Origin of the sequence: Oceanospirillum multiglobuliferum, from assembly GCF_900167095.1 — a bacterium.
In the GTDB taxonomy this organism is placed as follows: Bacteria; Pseudomonadota; Gammaproteobacteria; order Pseudomonadales; family Halomonadaceae; genus Oceanospirillum; species Oceanospirillum multiglobuliferum.
Window position 1 is genome coordinate 47,310 of the sequence record NZ_FUXG01000008.1, and the last position, 24,134, is coordinate 71,443.

Here is a 24,134-nt window from a genome sequence, read left to right on the forward strand (position 1 = left end):
TGATGATCACCTTAGCTCATACGTTGTTCAAAGTTAGCAAGGAGCGCTAGCGCTTGGTCAAAATCGAAGCTTTCAACTAACTCTAACGCTGCCATTGTTTGGTTAAGCATCTCTTCATTAGATTGCACCAAGGCCATTAGCTCTGGCAGTTGATCTAAAACGTCTGTGTCCCCTTCTGTAAGCATGGTGCGGATAGTGCTTAACAAAGGTTTGACTACATCCATGTCAATTTTAGCGTTTTCTATTGGCATCAATGCATTACGAAACTGTTGATCTGTTTGTTCTTTAATACCTTGCGACTCTGAAAGCTGCTTCTCTTCCATGCAATGCAGAACATTCTCAATAACCTGTATCAGTCTGTGCTCTAAAGGCTCTAAATTCTGATCACTAGGAAGTTGTTGACTCAAGAGCATTTTTTCAACTTTAGCGGCTTCATCTGCAACATAGGTCATGCCCAAAGTCGCAGAAGTACCTTTCAGAGTATGTAGCCATAGTGCCAAAGCTTCCCATTGGCCTTCTGACATCATCTGGCGAGCAGGTTGAATATTGTTCTGATAGTCGACGCAGAACTGATGCATTAGCTTTTGTAACAGTTTTGTATTTCCACCTGTTGAGCGCATCGCAAGGTTAAGGTCTACACCTTCTAGATAACAGGGCATATCAGGCTCAATATTATCGGTTAAGCCTGAGTCATGTACTGCAATAGTACCCGATATAACCCTAGGTTCGACCCACTGTATTAATATGGTTTGTAAACGTTTTGGATCAATCGGTTTAGATATGTGATCTGACATGCCTGCATCTAAACAGCGCTGTACATCTTCAGCCATTGCATGGGCTGTCATCGCAATAATAGGTGGTGTTTTGGGCAACCTCATTTGCAGAATTTGCTGGGTGGCTTGAATACCATCCAATTGTGGCATCTGAATGTCCATCATGACTAAATCAAACTGTTGCTGCTGTATTAATTCAACTGCAGACCGACCATTGTCAACCAATGTTATCTCAAGGCCGTAAGGTTCTAGTAGACCTTCTATTACCTCTTGGTTAATGCGATTATCCTCAGCGATTAATAACTTAGCACCTAGCAGGCCATTAATTTCATCACCTTCTCTGAAAAGGCCACGCACAGTTTTTACTGTTTTGAGCCGTTCTCGGCGCTCAGATAAGGTTTGAGCAACGGTATCAACTAAGTGAGAAGCTGTTACAGGTTTAAGTAAAACTGCATCAATAAGTTCATGATTGATCTGTCGTTGTAAATCTTCACCACCGTGAGCTGTAATTAAAATAATGGCGGGTTGAGTACTCAGGGATGAGTTATGACGAATCGCTTTAGCAACGGTAAAGCCATCCATGATGGGCATTTTCCAATCAACAATTACCACATCAAAGGGCTGTTCTCCTTCCGCCTCTGTATTGACAAGACGATTTAAACCATTGGGAGAGCTAGCTTCACTCACTACTGTTATCCCTTGAGATCCAAACTGAGCTACTAAGGACTCAAGCATAGTTTTATCATCATCAATGCATAAAACACGCACTTTACTCAGGTCGATGGGCTGTTGCTTTTCGTGATGATGCACACCAGCTTTAATGGTAAAGAAGAATTCACTGCCAGTACCAACAGTCGAGAACACGCCTATATTCCCACCCATCAGCTCTACCAGCTGCTTACAAATGGCCAATCCAAGACCTGTACCACCATACTTTCGTGTAGTAGAACTATCTGCTTGTGAGAAGGCTTTAAATAGTCTTTTTTGCTGCTCATCAGATAAGCCAATACCTTGATCTTTTACAGAGAAACGCAGTTCATGTTCAGCATTACTGCTTGATAGTAGCGATACTTGAATATGAACTTCACCTTTATCAGTAAATTTAATTGCATTATTAACAAGGTTTAACAATACCTGCCCTAGGCGTAAGGCATCACCCTCCATCTGATTGGGTACATTGTCAGCAATATCAAAAATAAGTGGGATATTCTTTTCTTCTGCTTTAACTCGGGCAACATCTGCTAAGTGATTTAAAACATTGTCTAATCGGAAGGGAATGTGCTCAACCTGAAGCTTGCCAGCCTCTATTTTAGAAAAATCTAAAATATCATTGATAATTCCTAACAGGTTCTGAGCTGAGAACTGGATCTTGTCGATGTAATCATCTACTTTTTTATCTTTGTTTTGCAGGCGTGCCAAATGACTCATACCGATAACTGCATTCATCGGTGTACGAATCTCGTGACTCATATTGGCTAAGAAATCACTTTTTGTTTTATTGGCAACTTCGGCTCGCTCTTTCTCTGCGGTTAACGCTTTCTCAATCTCTTTCTGTGGCGTAATGTCTGTGCGAATGGACATTAACTCTTCAATCTCACCGTCTGCATTTAAGATGGGTACAACAGTTGCGTTAACCCAATACAGCGTGCCGTTTTTGGCACGATTGCACACCGCACCATGCCAGACCTGTCTTGATAATACGGTTTGCCAAAGCTGTGTAAAAAAGCCCTTAGGATGTACGCCAGAGTTAATCACTGCATGACTGCGGCCAAGTAACTCTTGTGCGTTATACCCGCTGATTTCAATAAACTTTTGGTTTACGTAAGTGATTTGACCTTTGCTATTGGTGGTGCTGACAATTGCGTGTTGATCAAGCGCAGTTTTAAAAGAGTCTAGACGGTTAAAGCTGGTTAATAATTCATCTCGTGTTTTTTTCAGCCGGTACAACACCAATACCATAATGCCCAAAAGTATAAAAATAGCGAAAATCAATGCAGATTTGCTATATCTTTGTTGCTCTAGGGTATCAATAAACCATTGGCTTAAAATTTGATCAAACTGGTTCAACTCTGTAAGCGCTTGGTTTTGATGCAAGATTTGTAGCTTTATTTGTAAGTTTGAAGCATGTTCAATAATTTTTTTGGAGTGATCCTGAATATGCTGAAATGCCATTTGAGCTTCAGCATAGGGTAGTGTGCGAATATTAATAGCACTGGTTGTTAGTGCACTATTCAAATCTATAGACGATGTATTAGATGGTTCAGCGCTGTATTTTAGCACCTTGACAACTAAGCTGAGCAGGTCGTTCTCAAGCTGTTTTTTTGTATTTACAGGAATGGGAGCGTTATGAATCTCTTGTAAACTTTTAGGGTAGCGTTTATCCAGTAAATGTATTTCAAGGGAAAACAGCGCAGAGTATGAGGCCAGCTCTAAAAGATGCTTGCGTGTACGCTCGATAGCCTGTTCATACTGATCCCATTTGCTGTTGACCTGACTAAAATCATGCTCTCGATGCACCTGTAATATTTGCCGCACATGCTGAATACTGTTGTCCAGTTTTTGTAGCTGCTGTTGTAACTGTTCGGGATTAGGATCTCCCGTTGCAGAGGCTAGCTCTGAAGCATAGGAGTTTAAACTGCTAAGCAGCATTTTTTGCTTAATAGTTTCTTGTTCTAAGCTCTTGATATGATTGTCGTAAACGGGATCTATAAAGAAAACCAATAATGGTATCAGCAATAAGAGCCCTGTTAGACTTGCCCATAAAATGCTGTCAAATAAACTGCCAAAAAAATGCTTAATGCGGGGCACGAAAAACCTCACCAGATGAATCTGATATAGAACTGGAATGCGTAGAAAGAAAACGGGCTATCTTATCGGCTTCATCTTGGCTTAAAGCACGATAGCTATAAGTCTTTGCCATAAAGTCAATGGTATTAATCAGAGAGATTTCACGGCCATCATGTAAATAGGGTGCAGTAAAGGCAATGTTGCGTAAGGTTGGCACTTTACGCCATACCTTTTCATTGTTGATCTGAACAGGTGCGGTCGTAAGACCACCTAACTCTGATCCGCTATGACAGTGGTTGCAACCATGTTCCATAAACAACTGATAGCCAGCCCGTTCTTCTTCAGAAAGAGCTTTTGTATCGCCATTTAAGAACTGGTCATACTTTGACTCACTGAACTCCAAGTCAAGCAGATATTGCGCAATGACCTGATAGGCTGAACCTGCGCTAAGACGACCAAATAGCTGGTTAAAGTTAGTTTTTAAAACATCATCACTTTGCAGTACAAACAGCAGTTTGGCGGGGGTCACATTCATGTTGTTTTGAAAGCAATGTCTGATTTGATTCACTAAGTTAGGATCCTGACGTTCTATGCCAAATACAATTTGATGATTAAGGCGTACTAAAGCAGGTGCATTATAGCGGGTTGCTTGCCCTGTAAAAGTACGATTAAACTGCTTCGAAGAGGCAAAGCTACGGCTGGCTTGATGGCAGCTGCTACAGCTAATGTTATTGACGCCCTGCGTTTTAAAATCAAGATTAAAGAGTAAACGTCCTGTTTCGGCAGCCTTTTCGCCGCGGTGCAGTTGCGTTATAGATTCGGCATGATCGCCCCATGCCTTTGGCAGGATGAAAAACATGATGAAGCATAGCAGTACAGCAAGCTTTCGGCATGCTGTACGAAAAGTTTGCGTTAAGGCCGTCAAGAGATAAAAATCCATAAGCTCATTTACAGAGGCGCACCATTATCCATATTAGAAGTATGATTTAAACCTAAACATTAGCTGGTTACGACTTTAATATCTGTTACGCTCAGCTCAACGTGGCAATATCTAAAGCAGTACTGTTGCATTTGGCCATTTAAATTACATATCTAGGCTTGTGGTCGTTTCAAGCTGAAAGTCTGGTTACTCTCGCTATACCTGTGACCACCCAACTTAGCAATTAAGTTCCATGCGTCCATATTCACGCGACCATTTTGCCAGACATTGTCATCAATATGGATGTTGACGATTTCACCTAGTACCAAATTACCTGCTAATGGGCCATCACCTAAGCGTTGAACGCTGTGTAAACGACACTCAAACCATGCTAATGCTTCCTTTATAGCGGGGCTTGACCCTGACGCAACTCTTAAAGGTGTTAAGCCAGCTAGCTCAAACTCGTCGACCTCGGCAGGTAAATCTGCACTGGTTTGATTCATCTGTTCGGCATGGCTTTTGTCGACCATATTCACGACAAAATGTTTACTGGCTTTTAGATTGATTAAGCTGTCTTTCTCTTCACCTTTGGCATTCAGTAAAACGGAGAAGCTGATGATAGGAGGGTTAACACTGGCAACATTAAAGTAAGAGAAGGGTGCTAAGTTATTGATCCCTTCAGCGCTTTGTGTTGAGACCCATGCAATTGGGCGAGGGTAAACTGTGCTTCCTAAAAGATTGATGGTTTCAATGGGGGAAAGTGACTCGGTTGCAATATCCATAATTTAGGCTCTATTGAACGGTGATGATAAATGAAACTGTATAAAAAAAGCCGCACAAGGCGTTGTGCGGCCAAAGCAAGGTGAAAGGTTTATAATCGTGAATCAGGATAAGGTTGATTAACGATTTTTGAACTCAGGCTTACGTTTTTCAACAAAGGCTTTCATGCCTTCTTTCTGATCTGCGGTGGCAAAAGTAGAAGCAAAAGCGCGACGCTCAAAACGTAAACCCTCTTGCAGGCTGGTTTCAAAAGCCACGTTAACCGCCTCTTTAATCATATAAACGGTTGGGCGTGACAGTTTTGCGATTTTACCAGCGACTTTTAGAGCTTCTTCTTCTAGCTGATCCGCAGGAATAATTCGGCTTACCAAGCCTGCACGTTCTGCTTCTTCAGCATCCATCATGCGACCTGTCAGACACATTTCCATCGCTTTAGCTTTGCCAATTGCTTTGGTTAAACGCTGTGTACCACCCGCACCTGGCATTGTGCCAATATTGATTTCAGGCTGGCCAAATTTGGCGGTATCGGCGGCCAAAATAAAATCACAGGCCATAGCCATTTCGCAGCCACCGCCTAATGCGAAGCCGGCCACTGCGGCAATAATAGGCTTACGTGCTGTATTTAAGCTGTCCCAACCATCACGACGGTTGTAAGGGAAGTCTGCGAGAAACAGATCAATAAACTCTTGGCCTTCCATGTCTTTAATGTCAGCACCTGCGGCAAAAGCTTTGGCATTACCTGTGATGACCATTGCGCCAATATTGTCATCCGCTTGGAACTGTTCAATGGCTTGGCCTACCTCTGAAACCAAAGCATTGGACAAAGCATTCAGCGCTTCAGGGCGATTGAGTTGAATCCAGCCTACTGCACCACGGGCTTCAGCAATGATATTTTGATAAGACACAGTGTGTTCTCCACTTATTCGTTTGCAGTGATTGTTTTTTGTAGTTAGGGGACGAACGCGCGAGTTAACGAATCAGTCTTGCTGTTTAACCGCGTATAAAGGTTTCACATCAGGTATATCAATGCGCTTTCGATCTGGTTCAACCTCAGTTAAAGGTGCTACCTTCTGCATAGTTTGTAAGCTACGAATCGAAAGGTTTTGATATTCAGCAGTGCCTTTACCCTTCCACTCGATCTCTTTGTCGGATAGCTCTCGGATAATTTTAGCTGGCGTACCTGCCAATAATGAGCGGGGAGGGCAATCAAAGTCGGCTTTAACAAAGGCGCAAGCAGCAACAATTGAGGCTTCACCAATACGAGCATTGTCCATCACTACGGCATTCATACCGACCAATGCATTTTTACCGATATAACAACCGTGTAACACTGCGCCGTGGCCGATATGACCGTCCACATCCACAACGGTTTCTGTACCAGGAAAACCGTGCATCACACAGGTGTCTTGCACGTTTGCACCCTCTTTAATTACTAGACGACCAAAATCACCCCGTAAACAGGCATTAGGGCCGATATAGCAGCGTGGGCCGATGATGACATCACCAATTAGAACGGCGGTAGGGTGTACAAAAGCGGTAGGGTCAACAACAGGAACGATGCCATCAATGCTATAGACTTGCATAAAGGAATCCTTTGTTTGAGAAGGTTTCTTAACTCAAAAGCCTGTTAATATCAGATTGATTTTGTCTGAGGCTTGAGCAATAACGGCCAGCGTATACGCCAGCCGTTAGATTCAGAGCAATACGCGCTTACTGATGGCGACGGCTTTGAACAGTGATGAAACGACGTGATACAAAGGCAATATCAGTCAAAGATGCGTTAGAGGCTGGGTTGCCACCTGTGGCATGGAAATCACTGAATGCAGCCGATTGATTGACAAAAACACCACCATCTAGGTTGCAAGACAGGGCTACACCCACATCCATTGCCAACTCTTCAGCTTGCTCTAAAACAGCAGCATCTGTTGAGTAAACACCTAAGGTGATAGCGCCTTTTTCGCTAATCACTTCGCCTGCTAACTGCAAGCTGTGCTCAGTGCTGTCAGTGGCAATAATGAAAGAGACTGGGCCAAAACGCTCTTCGCTGAACGTTTCTTTATCTGCCGCATCCACTTTTAAAATCAGTGGAGTGTGAACGCGCGCATTCGGGAACTGTGGATGTTCAAGCTTGGTGCTGGCCAATACCACTTCACCCAATGCTTCACACTCTTTAATACGGGCTTCAGTTGCACAAGACTGTATTGCACCTAGCACCATAGTTGCACGGTCAATATCAGACAAGAACTTGGAAGTAGCAGTTGCTAGGGTTTGTGCTACATCATCAAAGCTCATTTCACCGTCAGCAGTTTTAATGCCTGTGCGAGGTACATAAATTGCCTGAGTTGTAGTACACATTTGGCCTGAATATAAACTCAGCGTAAACGCAAGGTTACGGGCAACAGCCTTAATGTCCGTTACACTGTCGATTACAACAGAGTTTACACCGGCTTTCTCAGTGAACACCTGTGCTTGGCGTGCATTGTCTTCTAACCAAGTACCGAAGAAGTTAGAACCCGTAAAGTCGATCAGTTTGATATCTTTATGGGTCGCCAGCTCTTTGGTGATAGGTGCTTCAGCAGTATCAACAACCATAGACACCAAGTAAGGCGGGAAGCCTGCTTCTTTTAATACGTCTTGCGCGATCTTGATTGAAACGGCTGCTGGCAAAATGGCTGCAGGGTGTGGCTTCACAATCACAGGGTTACCCGTAACAAGAGAAGCGAATAGACCTGGATAAGTATTCCAAGTTGGGAAGGTTGAACAACCTACAACCAATGCAACACCGCGTGGAACGATGTGGAATTTCTTTTCCAGTACCAACGGATCATGTTTGCCTTGTGGCTTAGTCCAAGTTGCGCTTTCAGGTACTTCTTTCATAGCGCGATAGGCATAAGCAACGGCTTCCAGACCACGGTCTTGAGCGTGTGGGCCACCTGCTTGGAATGCCATCATAAAGCCTTGACCTGAGGTGTGCATAACACCATAAGCGATCTCAAAGCTGTTTTTGTTTAGGCGATCAAGAATTTCCATACAAACGCCAGCACGGGTGTCTACACCCGCATCACGCCATGCTTTCATCGCTTTTTTCATTTCAGGGATCAATACGTTGTGATCAACCTGAGGATAGCGCACACCCATTTCAATACCGTAAGGTGAAGGCTCTCCCGCTACTTCACCTGTAATGCCTGGCATTTCAAGCTCGAAATAGTTGCCTAGAGTCGCTTTGAAAGCTTCCTCACCTTTCTGATTGGCATCTTCACCATAAACGCGTGGGCTTGGGTTTTCAGAGTATGGCGTCCAATAGTCGCGACTCTGAATAGCGTTTAACGCTTGCTCTAATGTATTTTGGTGACGCTGGAAAAATTCATTTTGACTCATAGCAGTATTCTCTCCTGAAAAACTCGTATCACATTATTATTTTGAGCAGAGTGATACTATAAAGATAATTAATAAACAGTTTTAAAGCAGTGTAAACTTGTTTGGTTAGAGTTAAAGCTCTTTTAGCCACTCATTGACCCATTCTAACGCATCTTCATCTGGTAGCGGCTGTGTGCAAGCGTCGATTTCTAAGCGCTCACCCACTTTAACGGCACCTAATGAGGCTAGTAGTACGTCCATATCCTTACCTGCTTGACAAAAAGTCTGATGGTAAGTTTGGTCGCCTAAAGCGATAACGCCATATTTAATATGTGATAAATCTGGCTTTTGTTCTTTAAGTGCATCGTGGAACGGAATAATGTTGTCTGGCAATTCACCATCACCATGAGTAGAAGTACAAATGAGGATCACTTCTCTATTTTCAATGTCGAAGCTATCTAGATCAGCCTCTTCTACTAGTTCACACTCATGCCCTTGACTCAGCAGTTCGTCGTTTAACGTGTCTGCCACCATTTGAGATTGGCCGGACTCTGTACCAACCACAATTACGATATTAGTCATAGAACCTCACAGGGATCTGTGCTTGATGCTAGATCAGCCAGTTGTCAGTTTTTATTGTTTGCAAGGAGACACCCCTCGTTTATTTGCTCAAGATACACCATATTTTGCGATACCGAAACCCTTGTATGCAATTTAACTCTTGTATCCCTTTCTAGGAATACGGTAGTCTTAAGGGAACAGAAAAAAAACAATCACGTCCGGACGTCTTAGTACCCACGGGCACCTTAAAGAATTAAGCGGGAGAAGCGACTATGACCGCGGACATCCAGATTCTGATCGACCGTATATCCAAAGGTGAAAAAGTTTCACAAAGTGACACACTGCCGACAGGATACCGTAATGAATTGATGCGCCTTATGGTGGTTTTTGTTGATTCAGAACTTGCAGGGGCAGCAGGGTTTGCCTCTCAAATCAACTCAGCACCGGGTGTTAAAGAAAGCATTCTTGCTTCTAGCATCGTTTCTGAGAAGTTTTCCAGTGCCGATCGCATTCTTAACCTATTAAAAGGTTTTGGTGTTGATCCTCAACTATACGTAGCCTCGCATGCTTGGTCTGCTCGGGTTGCTCGTAGCGTTGATCTAGGCCAGCGCCGCATCGGTGGTGATAAGCGCCTGAATGTATTCCACTACCCGCTACAAGGTTGGGTGGATTCGTTGGTGATGAACTTAATGATGGGTACAGCCTCTCTAACACAACTGCGTGAGTTACAAAATTGCTCATATCAGCCGTTAGCAGATGAAATGGCTCAAATTTTAAAAACTGAGTCTGCTCATACCGAGGCCGGTGAAGAGGGCTTAAATCAAGCCATTTCCAATGCATTCTCTACAGATGAAGCGCAAAACAGTGTGAATTACTGGTATCCACGTGTTAGAGCTGCTTTTGGCCGTGCAACGTCTGATCGTGCTGACCTGTATCGCAAATTAGGTTTGATGCGTAGTTCAAATGTTGATCGTTTAGCGGCATGGGAAGGTGAAATTAATGATCGGTTAACCCGATTAGGCTTAACTGTTCCTGAACTAGACTGATTCGTACCTCTGTTTTCTATATTTTAGAAAACAGAAAACAAAAACCGCAGCGTTAAATTGGAATTAACGCTGACGGTTTTTTGTCGTGCGCCTTAAAGCTCCAATACTGCAATGGGGTTGCTACAAGTGATAAACGAAATGACTTTCGAAACAATTAAAACAAGCTCTGCAAAAGGTGTTCTAACGGTTACTTTGAACCGTCCTGAAGCCTTTAATGCACTTAATACATTGCTACTAAAAGAACTTGCCGACCTACTTGAGCAAGTTGAACAAGACCATGAGATCGGTGCCGTAGTGGTAACTGGTGGTGCAAAAGTGTTTGCGGCAGGGGCTGACATCAAAGAGATGGCTGCACTAGATGCTGTAGGCGTAATGAATGATGCTCGCCCAAAACACTGGCGTCGTATTTATCAGTTCTCTAAGCCATTAATCGCGGCTGTCAATGGCTATGCCTTGGGCGGCGGTTGTGAGTTAGTGATGCACTGCGATATCGTCATTGCAGGCGACAACGCACTATTTGGCCAGCCTGAGATTAATCTAGGTATTATCCCTGGAGCAGGCGGTACACAGCGCTTGATTCGAACTGTGGGTAAACCTCTGGCGATGAAAATGGTACTAAGCGGTGAAATGATCGATGCTAAAACCGCCTTAAGCGCAGGTTTAGTAGCTGAAGTAACCATTCCTGAGAAAACCATTGAACGTGCCACTGAGCTAGCTCAAACCATTGCTCGTAAGCCACCTATCGCGGTACGTTTAGCCAAAGAAGCCTTGCTCAAAGCCTTTGAAACTGACCTAGAGTCAGGCTTAAACCTTGAGCGTAAATCTTTTACCTTGCTGGCTGCGACTGAAGATCGCCAAGAAGGTATTGCTGCTTTTATGGAAAAACGTAAACCCAACTTTAAAGGATGCTGATCCATGTCTTTTAACAATATCGAATTCGTAATTGAGGATGGCGTTGCCATTCTGACCTTCAACCGCCCTGATAGCTTGAACAGCTTTAATGCTGAAATGCATGCTGAAGTGCGTGAAGCTTTAAAAGAAGTGAAGAAAAACGCAGAAGTACGTGCGCTGGTCATTACAGGTAATGGTCGTGGTTTCTGTGCAGGTCAAGACTTAAGTGATCGTAACGTTGCGCCAACGGCAGAAGCACCGAATTTAGGTGAGTCGATCGAGAAAAACTACAACCCTATGATTCGTACCATTCGAGCCTTAGAGATGCCGGTAATATGCGCTGTAAACGGTGTGGCGGCAGGTGCAGGTGCCAATATTGCACTGGCTTGTGACATTGTTTTTGCGGCACGCTCTGCAAAATTTATTCAAGCATTCTGCAAAATTGGTTTGATTCCTGATTCAGGTGGTACTTGGACGCTACCAAACATGGTTGGCCAAGCCCGTGCTATGGCATTGTCTATGCTGGGTGATCGTGTTTCAGCAGAGCAAGCGGAACAGTGGGGCATGATCTGGAAAGCGGTTGACGATGAAGACGTGAAAAATGTCGCTATCGAAACGGCTAAGCAACTGGCAACACAGCCTACAAAAGGCTTAGCACTAATCAAGCGTGCGATTCATGCCTCTGCCACCAATACAATGGATGAGCAGTTAGATCTTGAACGTGACTTGCAAACCATCGCGGGCCGCACAGAAGATTATCGTGAAGGCGTAGCCGCATTTATGGCAAAACGCCAGCCAGAATTCAAAGGCCGTTAAGATGACCGTAGCAATGAACCCTTTAAGTAAAAATGATGTGGTTGCGGTTATCGGTGCAGGCACTATGGGCGCAGGTATTGCACAAGTTGCCGCACAGTTTGGTCACAGCGTACTGTTGTTTGATAAAGCGGAAGGCGCCGCACAAGCGGGTCTCGACCGTACCGCCAAAGGTTTGGTGCGTTTGGTTGAAAGCGGCAAAATGAGCGCTGAGGCAAAAGATGCCCTGTTGGCACGTATTCAGCCAACAGAAACTATTGCAGATTTAGCGTCTGCACGCTTGGTGATCGAAGCGATTGTTGAGAACTTAGCGGTTAAACAAGCGGTGTTTTCAGAGCTTGAAGGCTTATGTGCTGAGAATACTATTTTAGCCACTAACACCTCTTCAATCTCTGTGACTGCGATTGGTGCAGGTCTGAAGCGCCCTGAAAATCTAGTCGGCATGCACTTCTTTAATCCTGCGCCAGTCATGAAACTGGTTGAAGTGATCAAAGGCTTAGCGACTGATAACCAAGTGGCGCAGCAGGTGTTTGATCTGGCTCAGGCTTGGGGCAAACACACTGTAATGGCAAAATCGACTCCCGGTTTTATTGTCAACCGTGTGGCACGTCCATTCTATGCAGAAGGCCTTCGGGTGCTGCAAGAAGGTGGCGCTGATGAAGCCACAATTGATGCCATCGCCCGTGAAGCAGGTCAGTTCCGCATGGGGCCATTTGAGCTGATGGACTTGATTGGTCATGATGTGAACTATGCTGTGACCTCTTCTGTTTTCGATGCTTACTATGGTGACCAACGTTTTCTACCTTCTTTGATTCAGAAAGATCTGGTCGAAGCGGGTTTCCACGGTCGTAAAACGGGTCGTGGTTTCTATGACTATGCAGCAGAGGCCGTAAAGCCAGAGCCTAGCACTTTTGATCTGCAAGATGCGCCAAACGCCGTGACGGTTGTAGGTAATCTAGGGGTTGCCGAAGCTTTGGTGGCTCGCATTGAATCTGCGGGTATCAGCCTAACGCGGACTACAGGTGTTGAAGATCAAGCGGGTGAAATTCAAATTGGCAGCTTACGTTTGGCGCTGACCGATGGTCGCATGGCGACAGAGCGTAATGCAGCGCAACCTGACCAAGAGTGGGTGCTGTTTGATCTGGCGTTAGACTACAGCAAAGCCACGCGCATCGCTTTGGCTGCTGCAGATCAGGCTTCTGAACTGGCGCTTAAACAAGCCGCTGGTTTATTCCAAGCCTTAGGCATGAAAGTATCTGTCATTGATGATGTTGCGGGTATGGTTCTGATGCGTACCGTGGCAATGCTAGCTAACGAAGGCGCAGATGCGGTTAACCAGCAAGTGTGCGATGTGGCCGCAGTTGATATTGCGATGCAAAGCGGCGTGAACTACCCAAAAGGCCCTCTGGCTTGGGCGGATCAAGTGGGCTTAGCTCACGTTCATCAAGTGCTGTGCAATCTTGTGATCACTTATGGTGAGGACCGCTATCGTCCATCGCCGTTGCTACGTCGCAAAGTATTTGGAGCGCAAAACTTCCATGGCTGATCAACAGACTTTAGATGCTGCCAAGACATTGGCTGAGAACTGTGCCCATGCCATGTATCAACGTGACTATGCCGCCATTGCCCTTGAGATGAAAATTCTTGAAGTGGATGCAGGCTTTGCTCGTCTAAGTATGGTGATTCGCAAAGATATGTCTAACGGTCATGGCATGTGTCACGGCGGTATGATTTTTAGTTTGGCGGATACAGCGTTTGCTTATGCATGCAACAGCTATAACACGACTACTGTTGCTGCGGGCTGCAATATTGAATACATCGCTCCGGGTATGTTGGGTGATACTTTAATTGCAGAAGCGCGAGAGGTAACGGTCAGTGGCCGCAGCGGTATTTATGATGTCGCTATCCGCAATCAAGATGGTAAAGCCATCGCTTTCTTCCGTGGAAAATCGCGCCAAATTAAAGGCACGGTTATCCCTGATCAGGAGTCTTAAAATGAAAGATGCTTTTATTTGTGATGCGATTCGCACCCCTATTGGCCGTTATGCAGGCACCTTAGCCTCTGTACGTGCAGATGATCTTGGTGCAGTACCTTTAAAAGCACTGATGGAGCGCAACCCATCAGTTGACTGGTCAAAAGTTGAAGACATCATCTACGGCTGTGCAAACCAAGCAGGTGAAGACAACCGTAACGTAGCGCGTATGTCGGCACTGTTGGCGGGCTTGCCGACCACGGTTCCGGGCACCACCATTAACCGTTTGTGCGGTTCGGGTATGGATGCACTGGGCATGGCGGCGCGTTCAATTAAATCAGGCGAAACTGATCTGATGATCGCCGGTGGCGTTGAGTCCATGTCGCGTGCACCGTTCGTAATGGGCAAGGCAGAGTCGGCTTATTCACGTACACCAAACGGTTTATATGACACCACCATCGGCTGGCGTTTTATCAACCCATTGATGAAGGCTGAGTTTGGCGTCGACACTATGCCAGAAACAGCAGAAAACGTGGCAGAGCAGTTCAACATCTCCCGTGAAGACCAAGACGCTTTTGCACTGCGTAGCCAACAGCGTACTGCTGCCGCACAAGAGAAAGGTATTTTTAACGACGAGATCGTCCCTGTTGTGATCCCTCAGCGTAAAAAAGACCCTATCGTTTTCGCGCAGGATGAACACAACCGTGCCGACACTACTCTGGAAATGCTGGCAAAACTGCCAACGCCTTTCCGTGCAGGAGGTTCGGTAACCGCAGGCAATGCTTCTGGTGTTAACGATGGGGCTTGCGCCATTTTGGTCGCATCTCAAGAAGCCGTTGAGCAATATGGCTTAACCCCTAAAGCCCGTATTGTAGCGATGGCAACTGCGGGTGTAGAACCTCGTATTATGGGGATTGGCCCTGCGCCAGCCTCTAAGAAAGTATTGGAAAAAGCAGGCTTAACCATTGATCAGATGGATGTGATTGAGTTAAACGAAGCCTTTGCATCTCAAGGTTTAGCGGTTCTACGTGAACTGGGCTTGCCGGATGATGCGCCTCATGTCAACCCTAACGGTGGTGCTATCTCTTTAGGACACCCGCTAGGCATGAGCGGTGCGCGCTTGGTGACCACTGCAATGTACCAATTGCACCGCACTGGCGGTCGTTATGCACTGTGCACCATGTGTATCGGTGTGGGCCAAGGGATTGCGATGATTATTGAGCGGGTTTAACCGATCCGTTGTTTTGGGCTGTGATGCACAGCCCAAAACAGACAAGCTATAAAAATTATAACGACCGAAATGACACAGACCTAACGACAACTATTATAAGAAGAATATTGGAGAGAATAGCAATGATTCTTGACAGACCCTTGAAAGGCTCGCTAGACCCTATGGAAGTTGCCAGCATTGATCAACTGCGTGCTCATCAGCTGGAGCGTATGCGTTGGAGTTTAATTCACGCCTACAACAACGTCCCACACTATAAAAAGGCTTTTGATGAAAAAGGGGTTCACCCTTTTGATCTGAAATCACTGGATGATCTCGCCAAATTCCCATTTACGGGCAAAAACGATCTGCGTGAAAACTACCCGTTCAATATGTTCGCAGTACCGATGAATGAAGTAGTACGTGTACATGCTTCAAGTGGTACTACAGGTAAGCCAACCGTTGTGGGCTATACCCAAAACGACATCAACGACTGGGCCAATGTTGTGGCTCGCTCTATCCGTGCCGCAGGTGGTCATGCGGGCGATAAGGTGCATATCTCTTACGGTTACGGCCTGTTCACTGGCGGTTTGGGTGCTCATTATGGTGCAGAGCGTCTGGGTTGTACCGTTATTCCAATGTCAGGTGGTCAAACAGAGAAGCAAGTACAACTGATCCGCGACTTCAATCCCGATATCATCATGGTTACGCCATCGTACATGCTGAATTTGGCAGATGAGATGGAGCGTCAGGGGCTGAACCCTCATGAGTTGGCGTTGCGTTGTGGTATCTTCGGTGCTGAGCCTTGGACAGGTGAGATGCGCCGTGAACTAGAAGCGCGTTTAGGTATTGATGCAGTCGACATCTATGGTCTATCTGAAGTAATGGGTCCAGGTGTGGCTCAAGAGTGTATCGAAACTAAAGACGGCCCAACCATTTGGGAAGATTATTTCTATCCAGAAATTATCAACCCAGTTACAGGTGAAGTACTGCCAGATGGTGAGTACGGTGAGCTGGTGTTCACGTCACTCACTAAAGAAGCGATGCCAGTGATTCGTTACCGTACACGTGATCTAACCCGTCTGTTGCCAGGTACTGCGCGCCCAATGCGTCGTATAGACAAGATCACAGGTCGTAGCGATGACATGCTGATCATTCGTGGTGTGAATGTGTTCCCAACACAGATTGAAGAGCAAGTGCTGAAAATGCCAGCGCTGGGTGGTCACTATGAGCTGACTGTCTTCAAAGAGGGTAACTTAGACCACGTTGAAGTGCGTGTTGAATTGAAAGAAGCAGGTGTGAGTGATGGCACTAAGGCTGAGATTGCAGCTGAACTGCAACACCACATCAAGTCTTATATCGGTATTAGCACTAAAGTGAAAGTGGCCGATTTAGGCACTTTGGCGCGCTCAGAAGGCAAAGCCAAACGCGTTACTGATTTGCGTAACGCTTAATCAAAATCAGCCCCGTATGCCATGCATACGGGGTTTATCCCGCGTGCTTTTGATGCCCACTTCACTTACCCAATCGTTTCTCTCGTGGTACTAGTCCCTTAATCAGATGGGACAGTAAGGCTCTGATATTACGTTTATTGGGCAACTGATAGCAGGCTTGGCAATAAGCTTGTATCGCCTTCCAGTATCCACCTTTTTGCACTTGCCAATTTTCAGCTTGTGCCAGTTTTAAGCGCGCCACCGCTGGTGCATAGCAGTGTGGGTTAAGCTGCTGCATGGGTTGTTTAAACCTTTCTAGAATGCTTTGGAAGCTAGCAATACGCCGTTCAGCATTGCGTGAAATGGAGTTACTGCGCACTAAGTAGCCCATGTAACTCTGGTTAATGGCAACAAAGTCACCATAAGCCAGTAAGCGCAGCCATAAATCCCAATCACTGGCAGAGTGCAGAGACTCGTCAAAGCCTTGAGCCAAACGCAAACACTCTGTTTTCACCATAACAGTTGAGGTGCCGATCACATTTTCTTCATAAATTGCTGTTTTCAAACGATCTGCCAAGCGAAGCTGGTAAATACTGGGTTTAAGGTGGCGATAAAAACTAGGCCAAAACTGAAAGCATCGTCCAAGATCAGCACCTTGTTCAGAAAAATGGTCGTAGTCAGTAAAGCTTAATACCAGCTCAGGGTCTGCCAGATGTAGTGTTAACTGGTGTTGTAATTTCCCTTGATACCAAAGGTCATCCGCATCAATAAAAGCGACGTAATGCCCTCTAGCATGACTGAGTGCTAAATTGCGTGCAGCAGAAACCCCCTTATGCTGCCCTTTTAATACCACCACATTCTGATGCTGAGCTTGTAGTTGATTGAGCCAATGATCACTACCATCAGTAGAACCATCATCAACGATGATCAACTCTAGATTCACGGCTTGAGAGAGTACGCTGTCAACCGCTGCAGGTAGATAATCCAAACAGTTCCAAGTAGGCATGATAACGCTGATTAATGGATTCATAATCTATTCCTCACTGATAAAGAGATTGCCAGCACTTGTTAATGCACAACTTGTGCGTTGCATTTTGGCTTTGGCACTCCCTTTGCTCTATCGGTATTAAGGCTCAAGAATCTATTTTGGTTTGCATTTTGAAATTGGTCGTTTGAAAACAAACCTTTTGTTCTTAATCAAGCATCTGCCGTGCCAGCTCATGACAGATCGACAACAGCCAAATCACTAGGCTGAGGAGTTGATCATGAAAACCATCGCCTACTTAATGCCCAGCTTTCCTGTGTTGTCAGAAACCTTTGTTGGTAATGAAATACGCGCTATGCAGGCGCAAGGTCATCATATTGTGCCTTTCGCTTTTGAAAGAAATGAAGGTATAGCGCAACCCATTGATTTAATGTTGGCAGATCAGCTGCAACTATTAATTGAAGCCCCTGTAGCCAAAACTTTATGGCAACTCAGCGCAAGTCCTAGTCGTTTGCAATTTGCGATGCAGTTTGTCAATCAGCAACAGGGTTTACCTAAACGCTCATTACTTTGGTATGGCGCGCGCTTAGCTGCTTTGGTTGAAAAACATGGCTGTCAGCACATTCATGCACATTTTGGTTTGGCTTCTGCTGCTACAGCGATTGTTGCAGCGCGCTTGGCGGGTGTAACGGTTTCGTTTACCTGTCATGGATACGATGTATACCGTGCGCCTGCAGATTTGCCGCTAAAACTGCGCGCGGCGAACTTTGTGGTTGCAGTGAGTGATGAGATGAAGCGCGATATGTTGGCGATGGCTCCTCAGGCCAACATCAAGCGTATTCGCTGCGGCGTTGACCTCGCACAGTTTAAAAGTACAGTGCATAACCCATTTAATCAGAAACGGCTGCTGTATCTCGGTCGCTTGTCTGAAACCAAAGGGGTCGATCGGCTGCTCCATGCTCTGGCGAATATTCCTGCCCGTGATCGTCCGAAGTTAGACATTGTGGGCGACGGCCCGCTGCGCTTGCCTTTATTGAAGAAAATGATCGCGCTAGACCTGATCGGTTATGTCTATTTTGTAGGGGCTAAAAGTAGTACATGGCTCTGCAATAACTATCAACGTTATACCGCGTTGGTAGCGCCTTTCATAGTTACAGAAACGGGGGTAAGAGATACTGGCCCCCTAGTTATCAAAGAGGCAATGGCGCTGCACCTACCTATTATCACCACGAATATAGAAGCCTGCCGAGAGATGTTATGTGACGCACAAGGGCAGTTTATTCCCGTTGGTGCAATGGTTGAGTTTGGTAATCACTTTGCCTTGTCAGCTGCCATTAGAAGCTTGTTAAACCAATCCCCTCAGGTACTACGCGCAATGGGCGATACAGGCCATGAGCATCTACTGGCAAACTTTCAGATTAGTACACAAGCTGCGCAACTGTCTCAAGCTATCGCATCCTGTCAGCAGGAGGTACATCATGTGGCCAATGCCGATTACTAAAAGCTTGTTAAAAGCTGATCAGCCTGTAGAGCGAAGCTCATCAATGCACCGCCAACTCAGCAGTGCTTTAGGTCAGCAAGCCTGTTATGCCGCAGGTTTGTTTGGCATGAAGGTGATTAGCTTTTTTCTGCTGCCCTATCTGGCCTCAACATTAGGAACCGCAGAGTTTGCGCGTATGGAAACGCTGCTGGCCTTGGTGAACGGTGCAACAGTTGTAGTGGGCTTTGGTTTAGTGAACAGTTTATATCGTGAGGCTGGTTTAGCAGATTCAAACCAACAAGCCCAGATCGCTGCCACTATTACAGGCAGTGCATTAAGCATTGCTGGTTCGGTGCTGCTGCTAGCCTTAGTGGCTAGCCCTTGGTCACTACCTTGGCTGAATCAGTACTGGCCTATATCAACCCTTGAGTACTGGCTTTTGATGGTCTTGATCAGCACAGAGGGCATTCTAGCCGTGCCTTTAGCATGGCTAAGAATGCAAAACCGAGCAGGGCGCTTTTTACAAGTGATGCTCACTCGCACATTGCTTTATGCCCTGCTAGCTTGGGGATTGTTAAGCCAGAATTGGGGCTTACTAGGGGTTTTAAGTGCTGCCTGTATAGCCGTTAGTTATCAAGTTCTGCATTTACTTTGGCTGCAATACCATGACAGTGGCATTAGATTTAAGGCTAAACCCTTATGGATGCAAATGCGCTATGGCCTGCCCTTTATCATCAGTGGATTGGCGATGTATGCCAGCCAAGGACTCGATATCGTTTTACTGTCGCAACAGATCGATGCGGAGTCTTTAGCGGCTTATAGTATTGCCATCAAGTTTTTTCTAATGGCTGCACTATTAAGCCAACCCTTTCAGTTGTGGTGGTATCCCCGACGTATTCAGTTGCTCAAACAAGTTGATGGCCAACAGCAGGCTGCTGAAGGGGCGGTAAAAGGAGCATTACTAGCCTTAGTATTGGGCGTAATGGTGGTGGCGGTTGCGCCTGTGGCGATTCGCTTATTTTTTGCTGAAAGTTTTTGGGTGGCAGAGCAGTATCTGCCTTGGTTAGTCTGCGCAGGCATTTTAAAACAGTGGGGGGCCTTGTTTAACTTAGGTTGCTTTACAACAGATAAAAGTGAAATTCAGATGAGCATTGAGTTGAGCACTGGATTGTTGTGCTTTTTATTACTGCCATTTGCGATTGGCTATTATCAGATTACAGGAGCACTGGCTGTTTTGCTGGTCAGCCAAGCCTTGCGATTAAGTGCTTATATTATCATCAGCCAACGCTTGTTAGCCCTAAACTACGCTGTCAAACGGTTACTTTACTTATCTCCTGTCGCCTTACTGTCGATGTTCTTTCCGCTGTACTTCGCACAAGCGTTTCCAAACTTGGCACAAGAGTTGACTGTATTGTTGCTATGGGCTGCTTTATGGAGTGGCGTCACGGTGTTAAGCCTATGGTGCTTATTCGTTAGGCACACCTAAGCAATCAGCCGCTGAAAGTCAGAGAGGTGGAGCATGAAATTTAAACATATCTCTAATCCTATCTCTCAGCGTATGGCGGATGAGTCAACAGCAGTGATGCCAATGACCATCTGCTTAGCTCTTGGTTTTTTATGGTGGCTAATGCCCCACCCTCTACTGATTCTACCCCTTGCTATGTTGCCCTTATTGGCTTGGGTGGCGGTGAATAGCACCGTTTGGATCTGCCTAGGGTTTATTATCTTTTCTTTTTTTCGCATTCACGAAGCTTTTCCGATGCTCTACCCCTTTAAAATTCCACAGCTATTGGCCCTTGGTGCCCTTGCCGTAACGGCTTGGCATATGCTGATTACCCGAGAGATTCAGGTGTATTGGAACAGTCACTTTACGGGGATGGGTATTTTCTTTGGTCTTGTGACCTTGGGCTTGCTCTTTGCCAGCAATCGGGGGGAGGCGATTGCCTCTTGGAGCGGTAATTTCATCAAAATCGGTTTAATGACGCTGATTATTGCTTGGTTGCTAAAATGCAAACGAGATTTCGCAATTTGCAACTGGAGCATCTTATTGTCTGGAGTGTTGATTGCTATTGTCGCGCTCAATAACAAAGCCAATGGGATAGGGCTGGTTGAAGGTACTAGGGTGACCATTGGTCGGAATATTGGTTCAATGTTGGGTGATCCTAACGACTTGGCTTTGGTACTGCTATTTCCCACCAGTTTTGCTTTAGCCTTGATCTTTGCTTACCAAGCCAGCAAGAAAAGCCGTTGTTTAGCACTGGTGGGGTATTTGATCATTGTTTCAGCCATTATAGCGACTCAAAGCAGAGGAGGGCTGTTGGGTATTCTTGCGGTCACAGGGGTATTTGCATGGCAGAAGGTTGAAAACAAAGTTTTGCTGATCTCTTGCGGTGGAGCTGCTGCGGGATTACTTCTGGTATTAGCAGGGATATCAGACCGTGCGTCCGGCGGCGCGGCTGAAGAGGGTATTGATGCTTCTGCAATGGGGCGTATTTATGCTTGGCAGGCGGCTTTTAATATGGCCCTAAGTCATCCGTTAAGCGGTGTCGGCTTGAGTAATTTTTATTTCAACTACTATCTTTATAGTCCTCATTGGGATGGTAAAAACCATGCAGTGCACAGTACTTGGTTGGGCGTTCTGGCAGAAACAGGTTTTGTTGGTTTTATTGTCTTCGTCACCGTGGTTATTCGCCTATTAAAAAACAATATTCAACAGGTGCAACAGATCAATCGCTTGCTTTATCCCAAAGCTCCCGAGAATTTCAGCACAGGGAGACCTTTCGTTAAAAAAACTGTCCCTCAGCCTAATCTAGCCAGTGCTGACGCCCCTACGGCTATTGTCACCAGTGCCCAAGCCACATTAGCGGGTGTGATAGGCTTTATAGTTTCAGGTACTTTCTTAACCCAAGGTTTTACTTGGCCAATCTACATTCTCTTCGCACTCAGTATGGCGGTGTCTCATACCTTAAAACCTTGGCTAGAGCGCCATCAAGTAGAGCCTAGCGCAGTGCAAAATGCGAATGGCACAGAAGCTGCAATTATCCCTTCAGAGCCCAATGTAAAATAAGTTTTATCGATCATCAGAACATTGGGGTAGGAGGCGTTATGACTCAGACCAGCTTAATGTTGCAGATGAAAGGCTGGGCAAAAACCAGCCCCAATCCTATCGCAAAATTTATTCGAAATAATTGGAAGCAGTTAAACCGCATTGAGCTTCCGGTTATACCCGTGCTGCATCCTTTGCTTTTTCAAGTTCATCGCAGTATTAGCCAACTGAGTCATACATTGGTTAGTCGACTGTACTGGTTACCGCTATTTAAAAGTCAAATCAAGGGCGGTAAGCGGCTTTACCTCTATTCTGGAATGCCACAAATATTAGCGCCGCTACAGATCCAAATAGGTGATGACTGTCGCATATCCGGTGTTAGCACTTTTTCAGGTCGCTGGTTTAGTCAGAAAACCCCTGAGCTGATTGTAGGTAATAACGTTGATATTGGTTGGCAAACCACTATCGCAGTGGCTGATCAAGTGATTTTAGAAGACAACGTGCGAATGGCAGGTAAAGCATTTCTGGCAGGCTATCCCGGACACCCTGTTGACCCCATCGCTAGAGCAGAGGGTAAACCTGATCTAGACAGCCAAACGGGCACTATTCACTTGAAACAAAACGTTTGGTTAGGCACAGGGGTTACGGTGCTTGCAGGCGTCACTATTGGTGAAAACAGCATTATCGGTAGTGGTAGTGTAGTGACTAAAGATATCCCTGCTAACGTTATTGCCGCAGGCAATCCTGCCAAAGTGGTGCGTCATTTACTCTAGGTTGTTGGTACAAACCGAGCTTAATCAGAAAGTTGAATGTTATCCGTTATAAAAGCTACTTTGTCGGGGTCAGTATTATGCGTTGGATCGTTTTTGGTGAAGATTGGGGACGCCATCCCAGCAGTACACAGCATCTGTTCAAACAGATTATCCCTCAAGATGAGGTGGTTTGGGTTAACTCTATGGGGTTACGTTTCCCACAGTTAAACAGCCATGATCTACAGCGGGCCAAAGAAAAACTCAGCGCAATGCTGAAACAGGCAAGCCATCAGAAAGGCACTCACAACGATGAACTTCAACCACTGTTACAGCCTCAACATCTGATCCAACCTAACACTATCCCCCTGTTCAAAAGTAGCAAGGTGCGGCAGTTTAATTGTCATCAGCTGCGTAAACAGCTTGTGCGGCTACCGAAAGCTGAAACGTCACCCACGGTTTTATGGATCTCACTACCCAGTGCGGTAGATATGGTGGGGTTGTGCAACGAAGACTTCTCGATCTATTACTGTGGCGATGACTTTAGCTCACTAGCAGGTGTTGACCACGATGTGATCAGTAAAATGGAAGCGGAACTTGTTGAACGTTGCGACCTAATTTTAGCTGCCAGCCCAGCTCTCGCTGAGAAGTTTCCTGTTGGAAAAACACGACTGCTAGAACATGGCGTTGACTATGACCTTTTTAGCCAGCCAAGAACTAAACCTTATCACTTTTCTGAGCGCCCAGTTATTGGCTTTTATGGCCAATTAGCCGATTGGGTAGATATTGAGCTATTAGGGAAAATAGCAGACCAATATCCTGAGTACGACTTGATGATTATTGGTGCAGTTAATTGCAGTACTCAAATCTCAACAGGCGATCTGCTGTCAAAAAGTAATGTGCACTGGATATCTGCTCTGCCCCACCATCAATTAGCCGCTTATTGTCAGCATTGGCAAGTGGCTTTGTTACCCTTTAAAGACTGCCCACAAATTCAACACTGTAATCCATTAAAACTACGAGAGTATCTAGCCTCTGGAACCGAAGTGCTCTCAACAGCTTACCCTGCTGCTGTGGCTTATCAAGGCTTGGTGCATTTAAGTCCAGATTATCAGCACAGTAGTTTTTTAAACAGCTTAAACACAGTGCTAGAACAACAAGCCTTACAATCAACTTTGGCCCAACAGCAACGCAAGCAACAGAGACAGCAAGCGGTTATCAATCAAAGTTGGACGCAAAAAGCCATAGAGGTTAGACAGCATGTTCTGCAAGCTACGGGGGCAGCAGGCTCAATAAGCGCTCCGCTCAATACCCTCCACTATATGGGCTAAGTC

At 45.6% G+C, this 24,134-nt stretch carries 20 protein-coding genes; 12 read left to right on the forward strand and 8 right to left on the reverse strand.

Going from position 1 to position 24,134, the window contains the following annotated elements:
- Nucleotides 1-11: 11 nt before the first annotated feature.
- The 7 genes from B5D26_RS07090 to B5D26_RS07120 form a co-directional block, all read right to left on the reverse strand.
- Complete coding sequence (locus B5D26_RS07090) at nt 12-3,581, reverse strand: response regulator (RefSeq protein ID WP_078745040.1); 3,570 nt, start codon at nt 3,579-3,581, stop codon at nt 12-14.
- A complete protein-coding gene (locus tag B5D26_RS07095) occupies nt 3,568-4,500 on the reverse strand; it encodes a cytochrome-c peroxidase (RefSeq protein ID WP_078745041.1) in 933 nt (310 codons plus the stop codon). Before B5D26_RS07095 ends, B5D26_RS07090 begins: the two co-directional genes overlap by 14 nt.
- Before the next feature lie 152 nt (nt 4,501-4,652).
- Complete coding sequence (locus B5D26_RS07100) at nt 4,653-5,261, reverse strand: flavin reductase family protein (RefSeq protein WP_078745042.1); 609 nt, start codon at nt 5,259-5,261, stop codon at nt 4,653-4,655.
- Between the two features lie 117 nt (nt 5,262-5,378).
- The gene (locus tag B5D26_RS07105) at nt 5,379-6,164 is read right to left on the reverse strand and encodes an enoyl-CoA hydratase (RefSeq protein ID WP_078745043.1); all 786 of its coding nucleotides are present in this window, start codon (nt 6,162-6,164) and stop codon (nt 5,379-5,381) included.
- 72 nt (nt 6,165-6,236) lie between these two features.
- Nucleotides 6,237-6,842: a phenylacetic acid degradation protein PaaY gene (paaY, locus tag B5D26_RS07110; RefSeq protein ID WP_078745044.1), complete on the reverse strand. Its 606-nt coding sequence runs from the start codon at nt 6,840-6,842 to the stop codon at nt 6,237-6,239.
- Between the two features lie 127 nt (nt 6,843-6,969).
- Nucleotides 6,970-8,637, reverse strand: coding sequence for a phenylacetic acid degradation protein PaaN (paaN, locus tag B5D26_RS07115; RefSeq protein ID WP_078745045.1), 1,668 nt, complete (start codon nt 8,635-8,637; stop codon nt 6,970-6,972).
- A gap of 111 nt (nt 8,638-8,748) precedes the next feature.
- Entirely contained in the window at nt 8,749-9,198 is a 450-nt protein-coding gene (locus B5D26_RS07120; protein WP_078745046.1) for a flavodoxin domain-containing protein, read from the reverse strand.
- A gap of 251 nt (nt 9,199-9,449) precedes the next feature.
- Here B5D26_RS07120 and B5D26_RS07125 point away from each other — a divergent pair, with 251 nt between their 5' ends.
- The 7 genes from B5D26_RS07125 to paaK all read left to right on the forward strand — a co-directional run bounded on the left by B5D26_RS07125 (nt 9,450) and on the right by paaK (nt 16,561).
- Nucleotides 9,450-10,223, forward strand: a complete 774-nt coding sequence (locus tag B5D26_RS07125; RefSeq protein WP_078745047.1) for a Phenylacetic acid catabolic protein — start codon at nt 9,450-9,452, stop codon at nt 10,221-10,223.
- Between the two features lie 138 nt (nt 10,224-10,361).
- Nucleotides 10,362-11,135, forward strand: coding sequence for a 2,3-dehydroadipyl-CoA hydratase PaaF (gene paaF / locus B5D26_RS07130; protein ID WP_078745048.1), 774 nt, complete (start codon nt 10,362-10,364; stop codon nt 11,133-11,135).
- Nucleotides 11,136-11,138: 3 nt separating this feature from the next.
- The gene (paaG, locus tag B5D26_RS07135) at nt 11,139-11,930 is read left to right on the forward strand and encodes a 2-(1,2-epoxy-1,2-dihydrophenyl)acetyl-CoA isomerase PaaG (protein WP_078745049.1); all 792 of its coding nucleotides are present in this window, start codon (nt 11,139-11,141) and stop codon (nt 11,928-11,930) included.
- A 1-nt stretch (nt 11,931) separates the two neighbouring features.
- Nucleotides 11,932-13,473, forward strand: coding sequence for a 3-hydroxyacyl-CoA dehydrogenase PaaH (gene paaH / locus B5D26_RS07140; protein ID WP_234985222.1), 1,542 nt, complete (start codon nt 11,932-11,934; stop codon nt 13,471-13,473).
- A complete protein-coding gene (gene paaI, locus B5D26_RS07145) occupies nt 13,466-13,921 on the forward strand; it encodes a hydroxyphenylacetyl-CoA thioesterase PaaI (RefSeq protein WP_078745050.1) in 456 nt (151 codons plus the stop codon). Before paaH ends, paaI begins: the two co-directional genes overlap by 8 nt.
- Nucleotide 13,922: 1 nt before the next feature.
- Nucleotides 13,923-15,131 (forward strand): 3-oxoadipyl-CoA thiolase, encoded by a 1,209-nt coding sequence (gene pcaF / locus B5D26_RS07150; protein ID WP_078745051.1) that lies wholly within the window; start codon nt 13,923-13,925, stop codon nt 15,129-15,131.
- 122 nt (nt 15,132-15,253) lie between these two features.
- Complete coding sequence (gene paaK / locus B5D26_RS07155; RefSeq protein WP_078745052.1) at nt 15,254-16,561, forward strand: phenylacetate--CoA ligase PaaK; 1,308 nt, start codon at nt 15,254-15,256, stop codon at nt 16,559-16,561.
- A gap of 61 nt (nt 16,562-16,622) precedes the next feature.
- Here the strand turns inward: paaK and B5D26_RS07160 are convergent, their stop codons facing one another.
- Complete coding sequence (locus B5D26_RS07160; RefSeq protein WP_078745053.1) at nt 16,623-17,570, reverse strand: glycosyltransferase family 2 protein; 948 nt, start codon at nt 17,568-17,570, stop codon at nt 16,623-16,625.
- A gap of 235 nt (nt 17,571-17,805) precedes the next feature.
- On the opposite strand from B5D26_RS07160, the gene B5D26_RS07165 reads away from it, so the two are divergent.
- The 5 genes from B5D26_RS07165 (at nt 17,806) to B5D26_RS07185 (ending at nt 24,131) form a co-directional block, all read left to right on the forward strand.
- Nucleotides 17,806-19,026 carry a glycosyltransferase family 4 protein gene (locus tag B5D26_RS07165; protein WP_078745054.1) on the forward strand — a complete coding sequence of 407 codons (1,221 nt, stop codon included), beginning with the start codon at nt 17,806-17,808 and terminating at the stop codon, nt 19,024-19,026.
- A complete protein-coding gene (locus B5D26_RS07170; protein WP_159445612.1) occupies nt 19,004-20,491 on the forward strand; it encodes a lipopolysaccharide biosynthesis protein in 1,488 nt (495 codons plus the stop codon). Before B5D26_RS07165 ends, B5D26_RS07170 begins: the two co-directional genes overlap by 23 nt.
- Before the next feature lie 33 nt (nt 20,492-20,524).
- The gene (locus tag B5D26_RS07175) at nt 20,525-22,072 is read left to right on the forward strand and encodes an O-antigen ligase family protein (protein WP_234985223.1); all 1,548 of its coding nucleotides are present in this window, start codon (nt 20,525-20,527) and stop codon (nt 22,070-22,072) included.
- 38 nt (nt 22,073-22,110) lie between these two features.
- Complete coding sequence (locus B5D26_RS16380; RefSeq protein ID WP_234985224.1) at nt 22,111-22,824, forward strand: acyltransferase; 714 nt, start codon at nt 22,111-22,113, stop codon at nt 22,822-22,824.
- 77 nt (nt 22,825-22,901) lie between these two features.
- Complete coding sequence (locus B5D26_RS07185; protein ID WP_200810635.1) at nt 22,902-24,131, forward strand: glycosyltransferase family protein; 1,230 nt, start codon at nt 22,902-22,904, stop codon at nt 24,129-24,131.
- The last annotated feature ends 3 nt before the right edge of the window (nt 24,132-24,134 follow it).